The sequence below is a fragment of the Streptomyces sp. NPDC093600 genome (assembly GCF_044764755.1).
Classification (GTDB): Bacteria; Actinomycetota; Actinomycetes; order Streptomycetales; family Streptomycetaceae; genus Streptomyces.
In genome coordinates, this window is the sequence record NZ_JBIWIU010000012.1 from 102,627 (window position 1) to 118,148 (window position 15,522).

At 72.0% G+C, this 15,522-nt stretch carries 10 protein-coding genes; 2 read left to right on the top strand and 8 right to left on the bottom strand.

Features of this window, described 5'->3' with window-relative positions; genetic code table 11:
* Positions 1 to 13: 13 nt before the first annotated feature.
* Both ACIRB4_RS26200 and ACIRB4_RS26205 read right to left on the bottom strand, forming a co-directional pair.
* A complete protein-coding gene (locus ACIRB4_RS26200) occupies positions 14 to 1,597 on the bottom strand; it encodes an acyl-CoA carboxylase subunit beta (protein WP_403294611.1) in 1,584 nt (527 codons plus the stop codon).
* A gap of 240 nt (positions 1,598 to 1,837) precedes the next feature.
* A complete protein-coding gene (locus tag ACIRB4_RS26205) occupies positions 1,838 to 5,713 on the bottom strand; it encodes an endo-alpha-N-acetylgalactosaminidase family protein (protein WP_403294612.1) in 3,876 nt (1,291 codons plus the stop codon).
* A gap of 209 nt (positions 5,714 to 5,922) precedes the next feature.
* Between ACIRB4_RS26205 and ACIRB4_RS26210 the strand changes: the two genes are divergently transcribed.
* Both ACIRB4_RS26210 and dnaN read left to right on the top strand, forming a co-directional pair.
* Positions 5,923 to 6,537 carry a YceI family protein gene (locus tag ACIRB4_RS26210; protein WP_403294614.1) on the top strand — a complete coding sequence of 205 codons (615 nt, stop codon included), beginning with the start codon at positions 5,923 to 5,925 and terminating at the stop codon, positions 6,535 to 6,537.
* Between the two features lie 111 nt (positions 6,538 to 6,648).
* Complete coding sequence (gene dnaN / locus ACIRB4_RS26215) at positions 6,649 to 7,767, top strand: DNA polymerase III subunit beta (protein WP_403294615.1); 1,119 nt, start codon at positions 6,649 to 6,651, stop codon at positions 7,765 to 7,767.
* 34 nt (positions 7,768 to 7,801) lie between these two features.
* Here dnaN and ACIRB4_RS26220 read toward each other — a convergent pair whose 3' ends face one another.
* The 6 genes from ACIRB4_RS26220 to ureA form a co-directional block, all read right to left on the bottom strand.
* Positions 7,802 to 9,142, bottom strand: a complete 1,341-nt coding sequence (locus ACIRB4_RS26220; protein WP_403294616.1) for a hypothetical protein — start codon at positions 9,140 to 9,142, stop codon at positions 7,802 to 7,804.
* Between the two features lie 85 nt (positions 9,143 to 9,227).
* Positions 9,228 to 10,844, bottom strand: a complete 1,617-nt coding sequence (gene cimA, locus ACIRB4_RS26225; protein ID WP_403294617.1) for a citramalate synthase — start codon at positions 10,842 to 10,844, stop codon at positions 9,228 to 9,230.
* Positions 10,845 to 11,241: 397 nt separating this feature from the next.
* Complete coding sequence (locus tag ACIRB4_RS26230) at positions 11,242 to 11,802, bottom strand: TetR/AcrR family transcriptional regulator (protein WP_403294722.1); 561 nt, start codon at positions 11,800 to 11,802, stop codon at positions 11,242 to 11,244.
* Between the two features lie 206 nt (positions 11,803 to 12,008).
* Positions 12,009 to 13,025, bottom strand: a complete 1,017-nt coding sequence (locus ACIRB4_RS26235) for an agmatine/peptidylarginine deiminase (RefSeq protein ID WP_403294618.1) — start codon at positions 13,023 to 13,025, stop codon at positions 12,009 to 12,011.
* 11 nt (positions 13,026 to 13,036) lie between these two features.
* Entirely contained in the window at positions 13,037 to 14,719 is a 1,683-nt protein-coding gene (locus ACIRB4_RS26240) for an urease subunit alpha (protein WP_403294619.1), read from the bottom strand.
* Positions 14,719 to 15,441: an urease subunit gamma gene (gene ureA, locus ACIRB4_RS26245; protein ID WP_403294620.1), complete on the bottom strand. Its 723-nt coding sequence runs from the start codon at positions 15,439 to 15,441 to the stop codon at positions 14,719 to 14,721. Before ureA ends, ACIRB4_RS26240 begins: the two co-directional genes overlap by 1 nt.
* Between the last annotated feature and the right edge of the window lie 81 nt (positions 15,442 to 15,522).

A 15,522-nucleotide genomic window follows, 5' to 3' on the forward strand; every position in this document is an offset into this window, starting at 1 on the left:
CGAAGGTCTCCTCTTACTGAGGCGGGTTGCCGTGCTTGCGGGACGGCAGGTCGGCGTGCTTGGTGCGGAGCATGGCGAGGGACCGGATGAGGACCTCCCGCGTCTCGGCGGGGTCGATCACGTCGTCGACCAGGCCGCGCTCCGCGGCGTAGTAGGGGTGCATCAGCTCGGCCTTGTACTCCTTGACCATGCGGGCCCGCATGGCCTCGGAGTCCTCGGCCTCGGCGATCTGCTTGCGGAAGATGACGTTGGCGGCACCTTCGGCGCCCATCACCGCGATTTCGTTGGTGGGCCAGGCGTACGTCAGGTCGGCGCCGATGGACTGGGAGTCCATGACGATGTAGGCGCCGCCGTACGCCTTGCGCAGGATCAGCGAGATCCGGGGCACGGTCGCGTTGCAGTACGCGTACAGCAGCTTCGCGCCGTGGCGGATGATTCCACCGTGCTCCTGGTCCACGCCCGGCAGAAAGCCGGGTACGTCCAAAAGGGTGATGATCGGGATATTGAAAGCATCGCACATCTGGACGAATCGTGCGGCCTTCTCGGACGCCTCGATGTCCAGGACACCGGCCAGCGACTGCGGCTGGTTGGCGACGATGCCGACGACCTGGCCGTCGAACCGGGCCAGCGCGCAGATGATGTTGCGGGCCCAGCGCTCGTGGATCTCCAGGTAGTCGCCGTCGTCGACGAGCTCCTCGATCACCTTGTGCATGTCGTACGGACGGTTGCCGTCGGCGGGCACCAGGTCGAGCAGGACGTCCGAGCGGCGGTCGGCCGGGTCCTCGGACGCGACGGTCGGCGGGTTCTCGCGGTTGTTCTGCGGGAGCATCGACAGCAGGTAGCGCACCTCGGCGATGCAGGTCTCCTCGTCGTCGTACGCGAAGTGTGCGACGCCGCTGGTCTCGGCGTGGACGTCGGCGCCGCCGAGGCCGTTCTGGGTGATCTCCTCACCGGTGACGGCCTTGACGACGTCCGGTCCGGTGATGAACATCTGCGAGGTCTCGCGGACCATGAAGACGAAGTCGGTGAGGGCGGGGCTGTAGGCCGCGCCGCCCGCGCACGGGCCGAGCATCACGCTGATCTGCGGGATGACGCCCGAGGCGCGGGTATTGCGCTGGAAGATGCCGCCGTAGCCGGCGAGGGCGGAGACGCCCTCCTGGATCCGGGCGCCCGCGCCGTCGTTCAGCGAGACGAGCGGGGCGCCGGCCGCGATGGCCATGTCCATGATCTTGTGGATCTTGGTGGCGTGGGCCTCGCCCAGCGCGCCGCCGAAGATCCGGAAGTCGTGGGCGTAGACGAAGACCGTGCGGCCCTCGACCGTGCCCCAGCCGGTGACGACACCGTCGGTGTACGGCTTCTTCGCCTCCAGGCCGAAGCCCTGGGCGCGGTGCCGGCGCAGCTGCTCGACCTCGTTGAAGGAACCGGGGTCGAGCAGCAGCTCGATCCGCTCGCGAGCGGTCAGCTTGCCCTTGGCGTGCTGGGCCTCGGTCGCCCGGTCACTGGGGCCGCGCCGAGCCTCCTCGCGCAGGGCGTGCAGTTCGGCCACACGGCCACGGGCGTCAGTCGGCTCGCTCGGGATCTGGTCCACAACGGTCATGTACCGACCCTACGAAGTCGACCAAGGAAATCCCGCCGTCCACTCCGTACAGTCTCCCGCGTCGATTCCTGGTGGGGCTGGACAGAACCGCACCGCCCCCGGCACGAGTCGACAGCGGGAGACCCCTTGTGTTTGTAGGATTCTTACACAACCACCGCGACGGGGTCTCGCAACGGTGGGCGGCTCGGGCCGGTACGCGCACCGTACCGGCCCGCCGGGGATCCGGGGCGGCCGGCCCGGTCAGCCGCAGTGGAAGCGGGCGTTCCCCCAGTCGGCGTGGTCGTTGCCGGTGCCGTCGCCGCCGTCCGTGACGACGAGGTCGACGAAGTCGGCGCCCGTGACGTCGGCGGTGAGGGACCAGGCCGGGTCGGTCGCCTTGAGGACCGGCGAGGCGGCCTGCTCCGTACCGTCGGCGAGGACGCTGAAGCGGACGGTGCCCCGGGTCGTCTGGACGTCGTCCACGCCGACCTCGGCGGTGAGGGAGGTGCACCTGCCGCCGAGGTGGTAGCGGACCCGGGACGGGGCGTGGGTGCCCAGGCCCTTGGCGTAGGTCACTCCCCCGATACGCAGCGGGCCGCCGTCGCCGGTGCCCGTCTCGCCGTTGGAGAGGTCGCGCTCGACCGGCCCCCAGCCGTTGGTGGCCGAGATCCAGTCCAGGTCGCTCGCCCAGCTGTCGGTGGTGGGCGGCGGGGGCAGCGTACGGACGGAGGCGGTGGCGGTCAGCTTCCTGGGCTCGCCCCCGACGGTGTACGTGACGGTGGAGCCCAGGGGGTACGAACGGTGGGCGGCGTCCGCCGGGGGTGTCACCTTCCACGTCGCGGTGGTCCTGGCGCCCGCCGCGACAATCTGGAGGGCGACGGGGGCGGCCGGCTCGGCGGTCCAGCCCTCGGGCAGGGTGAGCGTCGCCCGGGCGTCGCCGACCGAACTCGCCTCGTCGTTGGCGAAGGTGGCCGTGACCTCGTTGGCCCGGCCGGGCACCAGGGCGTCCGGGGCGGTGACGGCGAGCGTGCCGCAGGCGGGCTTCTGCGCGGCCGGACCCAGGTCGGTGACGGTGAAGGAGTCGAGGACGAAGTCGGCTCCGTCGGGTGCGTCGCCGCGCTTGCGCAGTCCGGTCCACGTGTCGCCGCAGCCGGCCGTCACCGTCTCCGAGAAGTGCCCGGTGGTCCGCTGCTCGCCGAGGGGGGTCCTGCGGGTCTCGACCGAGCCGCCGTTCCCGTGCACGCGGTCGTACCCGGTGACCCACTCGTAGGCGCCCGCGTGGCTGGACTGGTAGGCGTACTCCACGCGGTAGGCGTGCCCGTCCTTCATGGGGACGGTCCAGGGCGCGGTCCGGTAGACCAGGCCGGTGTTCTCCTCGTGCGACTTGAGGGACTCGGCGCCGCCGATGACGTCGTCGATCAGCTTTCCGTTCCAGCCGGACTGCGTGTAGGGGGCGTGCAGTTGGGCGATGTGGGTGCGCGGGTCGGTCGTACCGCCGGAGTCGCCCTTGAGGAAGGGGCCCCAGCCCTGGTCGACGGCCTCGAAGTCCTCGTACACCGCCGCGCCGGCCTTGGTCGCCGGGTCGTTGGCGACGACGCGGACGTCGTCGGCCCGGACGGTGGCGGCGCTGCCCCCGGCGGCCTCGATCCTCAGGGTCGCCCTCCCGCCGGCCGGGGCGGTGAAGGTGACCTTGGCGCGCTGGAGGCGGGTGCCGTTCCAGTCGGAGGCGGCGACCCGGTCCTCGAGGGACGAGCGCGCGACGGTGACGGACCGGCCTGCGACGGAGAGCGTGGTCGGGCGGGTCTTCCCGGGCTCGACCTCGATCAGCGCGGAGGCGGTGTACCGCTTGCCTGGGGTCAGTCCGGTGAGCTGCTGGCGTACGGAGGTGGTGGCCGATCCGGTGAGCTTCGCGCTGTTGCGGCCGTGGTCGTCGGTGTCGCGGGTGACCGTGCCGGTCTTCGTCCAGGCGGCGAGGTTGCGGTCGTTGAAGCCGGGGTCCTTGACCGGGGTGCCCTCGCCCCAGCGCGGGTCACGCGGCTCGGGGGCCCGTTGCGGGTAGAGGACGTAGGGCTGTCCGGCGACGGCGTCGAGGGTGATCCTGCCGCCGACGGGCCGTACGGTCGCGGTCTTCACCCGGCCGTTGTCGGTGAGCTTGTGGACGGTGTACGGGCCGGTGCCCGGCACCGCCCATGTGGTCCTGCCGCCCGCCTTGTTGTAGTGGTAGAGCTTCCTGCCGCCGTCCCAGGGCAGGAGGTAGTTCTCGCCGTCGAGGACCTTGCGGCCGTGGTCGTAGAAGGTGCGGCGGCCGCTCTCCAGGGTGCCGCGCACGCCGCCGGTGAAGGTGAGGTCGTCGCCGTTCCAGCGGGTGATCCTCTGCTGCTGGAGGTACTTGGCGGGCAGGTTCTTCTGCCAGATGTTGGCGTAGAAGCGGTTCCAGTCGGTCTCGCCGGTCCAGCCCTCGAAGTCTTCGAGGGCGGTCTGGCCGAGGACCGGGTGGTTGTTCCAGATGTCCTTCTCGCCGTTGCGGATGAACCGGATGATCTGGGAGTTCAGGCCCTTGTTGGTGGCGCCGCCGTAGTCCAGGTCGTTGGCCCAGTGGGACCAGAGGGAGGCGCGCTCGAACTTCTCGGACCACTCGGTGGCGATGTTCCAGCCCTGCGCCTGGACGGCCCGCACGGTCTTGTCCGCGATCCAGCCGTGGGTGTAGTAGACGTCGATGTAGAGCATCGACAGGTTGGGGTCGGTCTCGTCGCGCAGTTGCTGGAAGCGGCGGGCGAGGTCGCCGCTGTTGACGTCCCGGCGCTGGTCGATGTAGTAGCTCTGGTTGAGCCAGTTCCAGCCGGGCCTGGTCCTGTCGACGAGGGTCTCGCTGAAGTTCTTCGCCTCCGGGTAGGACTCGGTGGCGTTGACGTGGACGCCGAAGCCCGCGCCCCACTTCTTGCCTTCCCTGAGCAGGGTGTTGAGGTCCTTGAGTCCGCCGGCGCGCTTGTTGTGGTTACCGCCGTAGTCGGGGTGGGCGGAGTCGTGACCCTCGGAGCCGTACCCCTTGAGCAGGGCGAACTGGCCGAGGGCGTCGGTGGCGAGCGAGATGCGCTTGACATCGTCGAGGGTGCGCAGGAAGGGGTGGGTGGCGTTGCTGGCGAAGTTGAACGGGATGTGGGCGATCACCCGGTCCGGGGTCGCGTCGCTGCCGGGGGCCTTCATCCCGATCGCGGGGAAGGCCAGGGCGCCGTCCTGCCAGTCGGTCCGCCCGTCGGCGTTGGCGTCGGGGGTGACGACGACCTTGGCCCAGGGCAGGTCGGCGCCGCTCTCGGGGGCGGGCGCGCCGGCGCCCCGGTAGGTCCATTGGCCGGACCAGACGCCGACGCGGGTCTCGGTGCCGTTCTTCCGCGCCTGGTGCCAGAAGCGGGCGCCGTCGCGGGCGCTCGGGCCGGAGGGCTTGTCGTAGCTGGAGTTCGACTCGACGGCGGCGGCGAGGGAGCCGGTGTTGACGATCGCGTAGCTGGCGCCGGTCGGGGCGGCCTCGGCGGGGGTGGCGTCGGTGACCTTCGTGAAGACGTCGGCGGTCCGGGTGGAGTCGGGGTCGAGCCGGGTGAAGGCGGTCTCCGCGCCGCCGTCGGAGGAGCCGACGGAGACGAGGTCGTGGCCGGGTATGTCGAGGGTGCCGACGCGGAAGGCCTCGGTGTCGCGGACGGCGGTGACCTTGAAGGTGGTGGCGCGGCCGCTGACGCTCAGGGTCGCGTCGATCTCGACTCCGGGCAGGGCGGGGAAGGCCAGGGTGTACGCGGCGGCGGCGGGCGTGAGGACGGGGGCGGCCTTGACCTCGACCTCGTACGCCGTGCCGTTGAGGACGATCCGGGTCACCGGGGCCGTACTGCCGAGGAGGCGGGCGCCGGTAGCGCGGTCGGTGTACGAGACGACGCGCGGGAAGTCCCGGGCGACGGCGACGGAGAGCTGGTCGGAGCCGATGAGGGACGTGGCGGAGGCGGCGGAGGCGGCCGCCAGTGGGCCGGGGACGTCGGCGAGGGACGGTCCCGCCAGGGCGACCACGACGGACGAGGCGGCGGCGAGGGCACCGGCCGCGCGGAGGCGTCGCGACCCGGGCAGGGGCCGGGGAAGGGGCTTGGGGAGGGACATGGCCACTAGTTGGCCCGTGGCGCGCGGCACCGTCAACGAGATCGCGGGCCCCGGGCCGCACCAGTCCAACAACCCTCTTCGGTTAGTCCAAGCGTCCGTCCGGGTGATCCTCCGGCCAAGATGTTGAAACTTGAACTGAATGGGGTTACTGTCGATGTCGTTGAAGGTTAAACAACCTCGCACGCTCGTCCCCCCTCAAGGAGCACGTCATGGGCATCTTCGGCCGCAAGAACGAGACCGCCACCACCACCGCCGTCGCCACCCTCCCCGTCGACCCGGCCCTGGCCGCCCTGACCGGCGACTACACCATCGACCCGGCCCACAGCAGCATCGGCTTCACCGTCCGCCACGCGATGGTCACCAATGTGCGCGGCACCTTCGCCGAGCACGAGGGCACGCTGACGCTCGACGGGTCGAACCCGGGCGCCTCCACCGCCTCGATCGACGTCAGGATCGCCTCCATCGACACGGGCATCGCCGACCGCGACGGCCACCTGCGCAGCGGCGACTTCTTCGACGCCGAGCGCTTCCCGCTGATGTCCTTCCGCTCCACCAGGGCCGAGCAGCTGGGCGGCGACCTGTACCGCGTCACCGGTGACCTCACGATCAAGGACGTCACGCGCCCGCTCTCCATCGACCTGGAGTTCAACGGCGCGGCCACCGACGTCTACGGCAACGAGCGCGTCGGCTTCGAGGGCTCGGCCGAGATCCTGCGCTCCGACTGGGGCCTGACCTGGAACGCGGCGCTGGAGACCGGCGGCGTCATGGTCAGCGACAAGGTGAAGCTGAACTTCGACATCTCCGCGATCAAGAACGCCGCCTGACCACCTCGGAACGCCCCGCCACACGAGCGCGCCCGCCCTCCGCGACAGCGGAAGGGCGGGCGCTCGGCGTTCCCGGGGGCGTTGTCAGTGGGGGCCGCTAGCGTCGGCGGCATGGAACTCCGTATCGACAGCAGTGTGTTGACCGACGCCGTGGCCTGGGCCGCCCGCGTCCTGCCCGCCCGGTCGCCCGTGCCGGTGCTCGGCGGGCTCCTCCTGGAGGCGCGGGGCGACGGCCTGCTGCGCGTCTCCGGTCTCGACTACGAGGCGTCGGCACGCATCGAGGTCGAGGCGGACACGGTCGCGCCGGGCCGGGCCCTGGTGCTGGGACGGCGGTTGCTCGACATCTGCAAGGTCCTGCCGAGGGGGCCGGTGGAGTGCGCGGTCGAGGGGGCCCGGCTCGCGGTGACCGGTGGGGACGCCCGGTTCGGGCTCTCTCTGCTGCCGCTGGAGGACTATCCGGTGCAGCCGGCGCTGCCCGCGTTCCGGGGCGTGGTGGACGCCGAGGCGTTCGCGACGGCGGTCGGGCAGGTGGCGGTGGCCGCGGGCCGGGACGACTCGCTGCCGGTCCTGACGGGCGTACGGCTCGCGCTCGACGGTACGGAGATGACGCTGGCCGCGACCGACCGCTACCGCTACGCGGTCCGGACGCTGGAGTGGAAGCCGGAGCCCTCCTCCGGGGAGACGGGGGAGGCTGGGGAGACCGATGTCGTGGTGCCGGCGCGTCGGCTGACCGAGATCGCCCGCTCGCTCGCCGGGGCCGGTGCCGTTCGGCTCGCCCTGGACGGCGGTTCGATCGGCTTCGAGGGCGAGGGGACGCGGACGACGACCCGCCTGCTCGACGGTCGCCTCCCCCGTCACGACAAGCTCTTCGCCCTCGGCGACCACGCCGTCGCGCGGACGGACCGGGTGCCGCTGGTCGAGGCCGTGAAGCGGGTCGCGGTGGTCGCGGAGGGCGACAGCCCGGTGCAGCTGGCCTTCACCGGCGACGCCGTCCATCTCCAGGCGGGGTACGAGGACGACGTGGCCTCGCAGCGGCTTCCGGCGGCGCTGACCGGGGCGGAGTCGGTGACGGTCGCCTTCAACCCCGGCTATCTCCTGGACGCGCTCGGGTCGTTCGGCACCGGATCGGTCCGTTTCCATCTGCTCGGCCCGGGCCAGCGCGCGCTGATCACGGACGGGGAGGGCGCGGCCCACCGCCATCTGCTGATGTCGGTGAAGCCGCTGATGTGAACGGACATCCGCCCGTCAGGTGGCGAGACACCCCCTAGAACCCGCCGCCGAAGTCCCCACCGCCACCGAAGTCCCCGAACCCGCCGCCGCCACCGAAGTCGCTCGACCCGAAGTCACCGGAGCTGAAGTCGGCGCCGGAGAAGTCCCCGCCCTCGAACTCCGAGCCGCCGTACTCGCCCGCGTAGGCCGGGGTGGAGAGCATCGAGCCGAGCATGGTGCCGACCAGCAGGCCGGGAAGCAGACCGCCGCCGAAGTAGCCGCCCGCCCAGGGGCCGTACGCCGGTCCCGCCTCCCAGTACGGGCGGCGGCCGCCGTCGGTCTCGACCGTACGGGCCATGGGGTCCCGGCCGTCGTCGAGGCGGGCGGCGTCGGCGGCGCAGACCGGGACCTGGCGGGCGGCGCCGCCGACCGGGGTCCAGGTCCGGTCCTCGGAGGCCGGGCCGTGCCGCGGGTCGAAGAAGCAGGGCGGCCGGCGCTCGGGCAGCGGCCGCCGCTCGCGGCGGGCGGCCAGGACGGCGAGGGACCAGCGGCCGTCCTCCAGGGCCTGGGTCACGGCCCGGACGTCGTGCGGGTGCCTGGCGGAGCCCATGAGGGACTTGGCCTTGTCGTAGGAGTCGAGAGCGCGTTCGTAGTCGCCGCGCATGGCGTCGTCGGCGCCGGGCTCGGCCGGGTGGAAGTCGAGGCGGTCGAGCTCCTCGCCGAAGGCGGTGATGTCCTCGTCGACGACGACCCGGAGCCGGTCGAGGGCCGCGCGCTCCTCGGCCTCCTTGCGGAGCCGGTTGCGGCGGACGACCGCGTACGCGCTCGCACCGCCCGCGGCGGCGACCGCGCCGAGGGTCACCAGACCGGCGACCGGGACACCGCTGTCGGGGCCCACGTCTCCCCAGGAGGCGGGGGCGGAGCCGCGCAGGGTGGGCAGGGCCTGGTCGACGAAGTTGTTCAGCTCGGTCTCGGCGTCGACGCCGGGCTGCCGTACGGCTGTGATCAGGTTCTGCACGGCGTCACGGGACAGCACGGAGGAGTCCGCGGCGGCGTTGAAGCCGTCACCGAGGCGGACGGCGTAGAGGCCGGTCACTCCGGTCTCGGTGCGCAGATTGCGGAGCAGGTTCTCGGGCGGGAACTCCTCGTTCGCCGGCAGCACGGCCACGAAGAGCGGCTTGTCCGCGTCCTTGATCTTCTGGGCGAGGGCGTCCGCGTCGGCCCGCGAGAGCTGGTCGGCGGCGCCTGGATGGACGTACACCGGACCCTGCTTCAGGGCCGCGGCGGCCTCGGAGATCCCGGTGGCCCTGGCGCCCGCGGAGGGGGTCAGGACCAGGAGCAGCAGCAGTGCCAGCCCCGCGAGGGCCGACAGAAGGTGAAACGGCCTGGTCCTCATAGTTCGAAGCTACCCGAACGGGCTCGAACAAGACATAGAGGACCAAGACCGTTTCCCGTCGCTCGGGGCAGGCCCACAGCGTGGGCTACTCCGCCGGTTCGATGCCGACCCGCAGCAGCCCGTAGGTGAACGCGTCCTCCAGCGCCTGCCAGGAGGCGGCGATCACGTTCTCGCCGACGCCGACCGTCGACCACTCGCCGTTGCCGTCGCTGGTGGTGATCAGTACGCGGGTCGTGGACTCGGTGCCGTGGCGGCCCTCCAGGATGCGGACCTTGTAGTCGACCAGCTCGAACTTGGCGAGCTGGGGGTAGATCCGCTCCAGGGCCACCCGCATCGCCCGGTCGAGGGCGTTGACGGGGCCATTGCCCTCGGCCGTGGCGACGATCCGTTCGCCCTTGGCCCAGAGCTTCACGGTCGCCTCGTTGGCGTGGATGCCGTCGGGCCGGTCCTCGACGATCGCGCGCCAGGACTCCGTACGGAAGTAGCGGCGGGGCCTGCCCTCCGCCTCCTCGCGGAGCAGCAGCTCGAAGGAGGCGTCGGCGGCCTCGTAGGTGTAGCCCTTGAGTTCGCGTTCCTTGACCCGCTCGACGACCCGGCCGACCAGCCGGCGGTCGTCGCCGAGGTCGACGCCGAGCTCCTTGCCCTTGAGCTCGATGGAGGCGCGTCCGGCCATGTCGGAGACGAGCATCCGCATGGTGTTGCCGACCAGTTCGGGGTCGATGTGCTGGTAGAGGTCGGGGTCGACCTTGATGGCGGAGGCGTGGAGTCCGGCCTTGTGCGCGAAGGCGGAGACACCGACGTAGGGCTGGTGGGTGGAGGGGGTCAGATTGACGACCTCGGCGATGGCGTGCGAGATGCGGGTCATCTCGGCGAGCGCGCCCTCGGGCAGCACCCGCTTGCCGTACTTGAGCTCGAGCGCGGCGACGACCGGGAAGAGGTTGGCGTTGCCGACGCGCTCGCCGTAGCCGTTGGCGGTGCACTGGACGTGTGTGGCGCCCGCGTCGACCGCGGCCAGCGTGTTGGCGACGGCGCAGCCGGTGTCGTCCTGGGCGTGGATGCCGAGCCGGGCGCCGGTGTCGGCGATGACGGTGGCGACGACGGCCTGGACCTGGGCGGGGAGCATGCCGCCGTTGGTGTCGCAGAGGATCACGACGTCGGCGCCGGCCTCGTGGGCGGCGCGGACGACGTCCTTGGCGTACTGCGGGTTGGCCTTGTAGCCGTCGAAGAAGTGCTCGCAGTCGACGAAGACCCGGCGGCCCTGGGAACGGAGGTAGGAGACGGTGTCGCGGACCATCTCCAGGTTCTCGTCCAGGGTGGTCCGCAGCGCGAGCTCGACGTGCCGGTCGTGCGACTTGGCGACCAGGGTGATCACCGGGGCGCCGGAGTCCAGGAGGGCCTTGACCTGCGGGTCCTCGGCGGCGTTGCCGCCGGCCCGGCGGGTCGCGCCGAAGGCGACGAGCTGGGCGTGGCGGAAGTCGATCTCCTGCCGGGCGCGCGCGAAGAACTCGGTGTCACGCGGGTTGGCGCCGGGCCAGCCGCCCTCGATGAAGCCCACACCGAACTCGTCGAGGTGCCGCGCGATGGTCAGCTTGTCCGCGACGGTGAGGTTGATCCCCTCGCGCTGCGCCCCGTCGCGCAGCGTGGTGTCGAAGACGTGGAAGCTGTCGTCGGGACGCGAGCTCGCGTCGGTCTCCGTGGTCATGACTGTGTTGGCTCCTGTCGGACGTGGCTCCGGAAGGTCTGGCTCCACTTGCCCCCATTTTCGCGCGCGGTCCGTCTCCGGCGTGGGTGGGGCCGGAAAACGAAAAAACCCCTCGCGGGTGCGAGAGGTCTGCGCGCGGGTCTGGGGCACGGTGTCCACTGCCGCGGGGATCGAGCCGCGGGTCAGCGGTCACTGCGGACCGGCGCGCTGCTGCCGATAATCATCGTGGTAGCAAGCACGCCCGCAGTCTGCCACAGCCCTGCGGGGCGCGGGACACGGATCTCACGATGCGGGCACCCCCGCCCATGCGGGGGCGCGGCGACGGGTAGGCGCGGCGAAGGCCCGGGAGCGCGGCGCGGCGATGGCCGGGACCCCGGATGCACGTCGCCCCCCCACCTTACGGTCGCGCGACCAGCGTGTCCTCCACGAACTCCCGTACGTGGGCGAGGACCTGCTCCCGCCCGGTGCCCGGGATGCCGACCGCGACGTGGACGCTGAAGCCGTCGAGGAGGGCCCGCATCCGGGCCGCGAAGCGGTCGGGGTCAACCGGCCGGAACTCCCCGCGCGAGACGCCCTCGGCGATCAGCGCGACCAGGTCCCGGTGCCAGGCGCCCTCGATGGCGGCCTGGCGGGCGCGGGCGTCGGCGTCGGCGTTCTGGGAGCGGTTCCAGACCTCAAGCCAGAGGGTCCAATGGGGGTCGCGGGGGCCGTCGGGGACGTAGACGTCGATGTATCCGTCGAGCCGCTCGCGGGCCGTCCCGGGCCGCGAGAGCAGCGCGCTGCGCTCGGCGCCGAGCCGCCCCTCGCTCCACTCCAGGGTCTGCAGGAGCAGCTCGTCCTTGGTGCGGAAGTAGTAGAGCAGGTGCCCGCTGCTCATCCCGACCTGGCGCCCGAGCCCGGCCATGGTCAGCCCGTCGAGCCCGCGCTCGGCGATGGTGCCCATCGCGGCGGCGAGCAGCTCCTCGCGGGGCGGGGCGGCCTGGTTGCGGCGCCGGGGGCCGGCGGGGTCGATGCGGGTCACTCGTACGTTCTACCTCATGGCCTTGAGGGGGGCTCCGTCCACCTTCCGTCCGGGGACGCACCCCCGGGTACGCGGGGGTCCCGGCGTACCACCGCCCGGCCGCGGGCTCGCCGGGAGCCCGCGGCCCGCCCCCCTCGGGTGGCTCAGACCTTCGGCTGCTGCTGCGTGATGCAGTGGATGCCGCCCCCGCCCGCGAAGATCGCCCGCGCGTCCACCAGCGTCACGATCCGCTCCGGGAAGAGCCGGCGGAAGATGCCCGCCGCGATCTCGTCGTTCGGGTCGTCGAAGCCGCACAGCACCACGCCGCCGTTGCAGAGGTAGTGGTTGATGTACGAGTAGTCGACCCAGTCGCCCTCCTCGTCCTTCAGGACGGTGGGGGCCGGGATCTCGACGATCTCCAGGGTGCGGCCCTTGGCGTCGGTCTGGCCGCGCAGCAGGTCGACGTACAGGCGCGAGCGCTCGTGGTCGGGGTGGGCCGGGTCCTGCTGGCTGTGGACGACCACGACGCCGGGCCTGGCGAAGGCGGCGACGATGTCGACGTGGCCCTGGGTGCCGTAGAGGCCGTAGTCCCCGGTCAGGCCGTGCGGGAGCCAGATCGCCTTGGTCGTGCCGAGCTTGGCGTGGATCTCGGCCTCGACCTGCTCGCGCGTCCACTCGGGGTTGCGGCCCGCGCCGAGCTGGACGGTGTCGGTCAGCAGGACCGTTCCCTCGCCGTCGACGTGGATCGCGCCGCCCTCGTTGACGAGCGGCGAGGGGAGCACCGGCACCCCGGCCAGGTCCGCGACATGGCAGGCGATCTTGGAGTCGTGCTCCCAGCGGGCCCAGTCCTGCGCACCCCAGCCGTTGAACACCCAGTCGACCGCGCGGAGTTCGGACCCGTCGGTGACGAACGTGGGGCCGATGTCCCGCATCCAGGCGTCGTCCAGATCCCGCTCGACCAGGTCGACCGAGTCGCCGAGCAGGGCCCGCGCGGAGTCCAGCTGTCCGGGGCCGACCACCATCGTCACCGGCTCGAAGCGGCGTACGGCACGGGCCACCGAGGCCCAGGCGGCGCGCGCCTCGGCCAACTCCTCCTCGTTGGTGAAGGTGGGGTTGGGGCCGGGCCAGGCCATCCAGGTGCGCTCGTGGGGGGCCCACTCGGGCGGCATGCGGAAGCTCATGAGATGCGTCCTCAGAGGAAGTAGAGACGGTTGAGGGAGATGGAGTCGGCCGGTTCGGAGCGGATGGGGTCGCCGTCCAGCGACACCAGGCCCGTCCGGCCGTCGACCGAGACGTCTCCGATACGGGAGTTGAGGAGCAGGTCGCCGGGGCCGATGCCCCGCGTACCGCGGACGGCGACCCGGCGGCGCCGGGTCGGCATCGAGTCGGAGCCGAGGTCGACGGCGGCCTGGGCGACGAAGGCGACGGAGATGTCGGCCGGGGTCGCGCCGTGCGCCCCGAACAGCGGGCCGAGGACCAGCGGTTCGCAGGTGTCGGTGGCGGCGTTCGGATCGCCCACGACCCCCCAGGCGGGGAAGCCGGACTTCAGCACCATCTGGGGCTTGGCGCCGAAGAACTCGGGCCGCCACAGCACGATGTCGGCCATCTTGCCGACCTCGATGGAGCCGATCTCGTGGGCGAGGCCGTGGGCGATCGCCGGGTTGATGGTGAGCTTGGCCATGTAGCGCAGCACGCGCGCGTTGTCGTCGTGCGCGCCGTCGCCCTCCAGCGGGCCCAGCTCGGCCTTCATCTTCCCGGCCATGGCGAAGGTCCGGCGTACGGTCTCGCCGGCCCTTCCCATCCCCTGCGCGTCGGAGGAGGTGATCCCGATCGCGCCGAGGTCGTGCAGGACGTCCTCCGCTCCCATCGTCCCGGCCCGGATCCGGTCGCGCGCCATGGCGGCGTCGCCGGGGAGGTCGGTCTTCAGGTCGTGGACGGAGACGATCATCCCGTAGTGCTCGGCGACCGCGTCGCGGCCGAAGGGCAGCGTGGGGTTGGTGGACGAGCCGATGACGTTCGGCACGCCCGCCATCTTGAGGACGTTGGGTACGTGTCCGCCGCCGCAGCCCTCGATGTGGAAGGCGTGGATCGTACGGCCGTCCAGGACGCGCAGGGTGTCCTCGACGGAGAGGCACTCGTTGAGGCCGTCGCTGTGCAGGGCGACCTGGACGTCGTGCTCCTCGGCGACCCGCAGAGCGGTGTCGAGGGCGCGGGTGTGGGCGCCCATGTCCTCGTGGACCTTGAAGCCGGACGCGCCGCCCTCGGCGAGCGCCTCGACGAGCGGGGCGGCGTCCGACGAGGAGCCGCGGCCGAGGAAGCCGATGTTGACGGGCCAGGCGTCGAAGGCGTTGAAGGCGTGCTTGAGGGCCCAGGGCGAGTTGACGCCGACGCCCCAGACGGGGCCGAACTCCTGGCCGATGATCGTGGTCACGCCGGAGGCCAGCGAGGCTTCCATGATCCGCGGCGACAGGAGGTGGACGTGGGTGTCCACGGCTCCGGCGGTGGCGATCAGGCCCTCGCCGGAGACGATCGACGTGCCGGTGCCGACGACGACGTCGACGCCGTCGAGGGTGTCCGGGTTGCCGGCCCGCCCGATGGCGTGGATGCGGCCCTCGCGGATGCCGATGGACACCTTGCGGATGCCCTGGACGGCGTCGATCACCAGGACGTTGCTGATCACGACGTCGCAGGTCTCGCGGACGGCCGCGGCCTTGAGGTGCAGGCCGTCGCGGGCGGTCTTGCCGAAGCCGGCGAGGAACTCGTCGCCGGGCTTCTGGGAGTCCGACTCGACCCGGACGACGAGCCCGGAGTCGCCCAGGACGACCCGGTCCCCGGCACGGGGGCCGTGCACCGACGCGTACTCGTACGGGTCCATCAGTTGCCCTCCTTCGGGGACTCCGCGCCCAGGTAGCCGCAGGCAGCCGCCCTGCGCAGCGCCTCTTCCTTCGCGCCCGGCTCGTCCAGCGGGCCGTCGACCAGGCCCGCGAAGCCGATGGCGACGCGGGCGCCGCCGATGGGAAGGAGGCCGACCTCGGCCTCGCCGCCCGGGTCGAAGCGGAACGAGGACCCGGCCGGGACGGCGAGCCGCATGCCGTAGGCGGCGGCGCGGTCGAAGTCGAGCCGCGGGTTGGCCTCGAAGAAGTGGAAGTGCGAGGTGACGCTGACGGGGACGGCCGCGGTGTTGCGGACGGTCAGGGTGAGCGCGGGCCGCTGCTCGGCCCGCGCGGGGCCCGGCAGCAGGGCGCCCGGGGCGCCCTCGCCGAGAGCGCCTCCCCCGGTTTCAGCGGGGGACCCCCAGCCGATCGGGTCGGAGACGACCGCGAGCCGCGAGCCGTCGTCGAAAACGGCCTCGACATGTACTTCGGTGACGATGTCGGCCACACCCGGCAGCACGTCGTCCGGGCCGAGGACGGAGCGGGCCTCCTCGATCGCCTCGGCGAGCCGCTTGCCGTCGCGGGCCGCCTCGCAGACGGTGTCCGCGATCAGGGCGGTCGCCTCGGGCACGTTCAGCCGCAGGCCCCTGGCCCGGCGGGCCCTGGCGAGCTCGGCGGCGCCGAAGAGCAGCAGCCGGTCGCGCTCCGTGGGGGTCAGTCGCACGTCAGAAACACCTCCTGTTTGAGCGACACTCTAACCGCTGAATTCGCTGCTTCCAAGGATTGACGTACCGAGTTGTAGTAG

Bases quoted from the DNA above. Each gene is read 5' to 3' on its own strand.
- ACIRB4_RS26200 (WP_403294611.1), bottom strand. From the start codon at position 1,597: ATGACCGTTGTGGACCAGATCCCGAGCGAGCCGACTGACGCCCGTGGC.
- ACIRB4_RS26205 (WP_403294612.1), bottom strand. From the start codon at position 5,713: ATGTCCCTCCCCAAGCCCCTTCCCCGGCCCCTGCCCGGGTCGCGACGC.
- ACIRB4_RS26210 (WP_403294614.1), top strand. From the start codon at position 5,923: ATGGGCATCTTCGGCCGCAAGAACGAGACCGCCACCACCACCGCCGTC.
- dnaN (WP_403294615.1), top strand. From the start codon at position 6,649: ATGGAACTCCGTATCGACAGCAGTGTGTTGACCGACGCCGTGGCCTGG.
- ACIRB4_RS26220 (WP_403294616.1), bottom strand. From the start codon at position 9,142: ATGAGGACCAGGCCGTTTCACCTTCTGTCGGCCCTCGCGGGGCTGGCA.
- cimA (WP_403294617.1), bottom strand. From the start codon at position 10,844: ATGACCACGGAGACCGACGCGAGCTCGCGTCCCGACGACAGCTTCCAC.
- ACIRB4_RS26235 (WP_403294618.1), bottom strand. From the start codon at position 13,025: ATGAGCTTCCGCATGCCGCCCGAGTGGGCCCCCCACGAGCGCACCTGG.
- ACIRB4_RS26240 (WP_403294619.1), bottom strand. From the start codon at position 14,719: ATGGACCCGTACGAGTACGCGTCGGTGCACGGCCCCCGTGCCGGGGAC.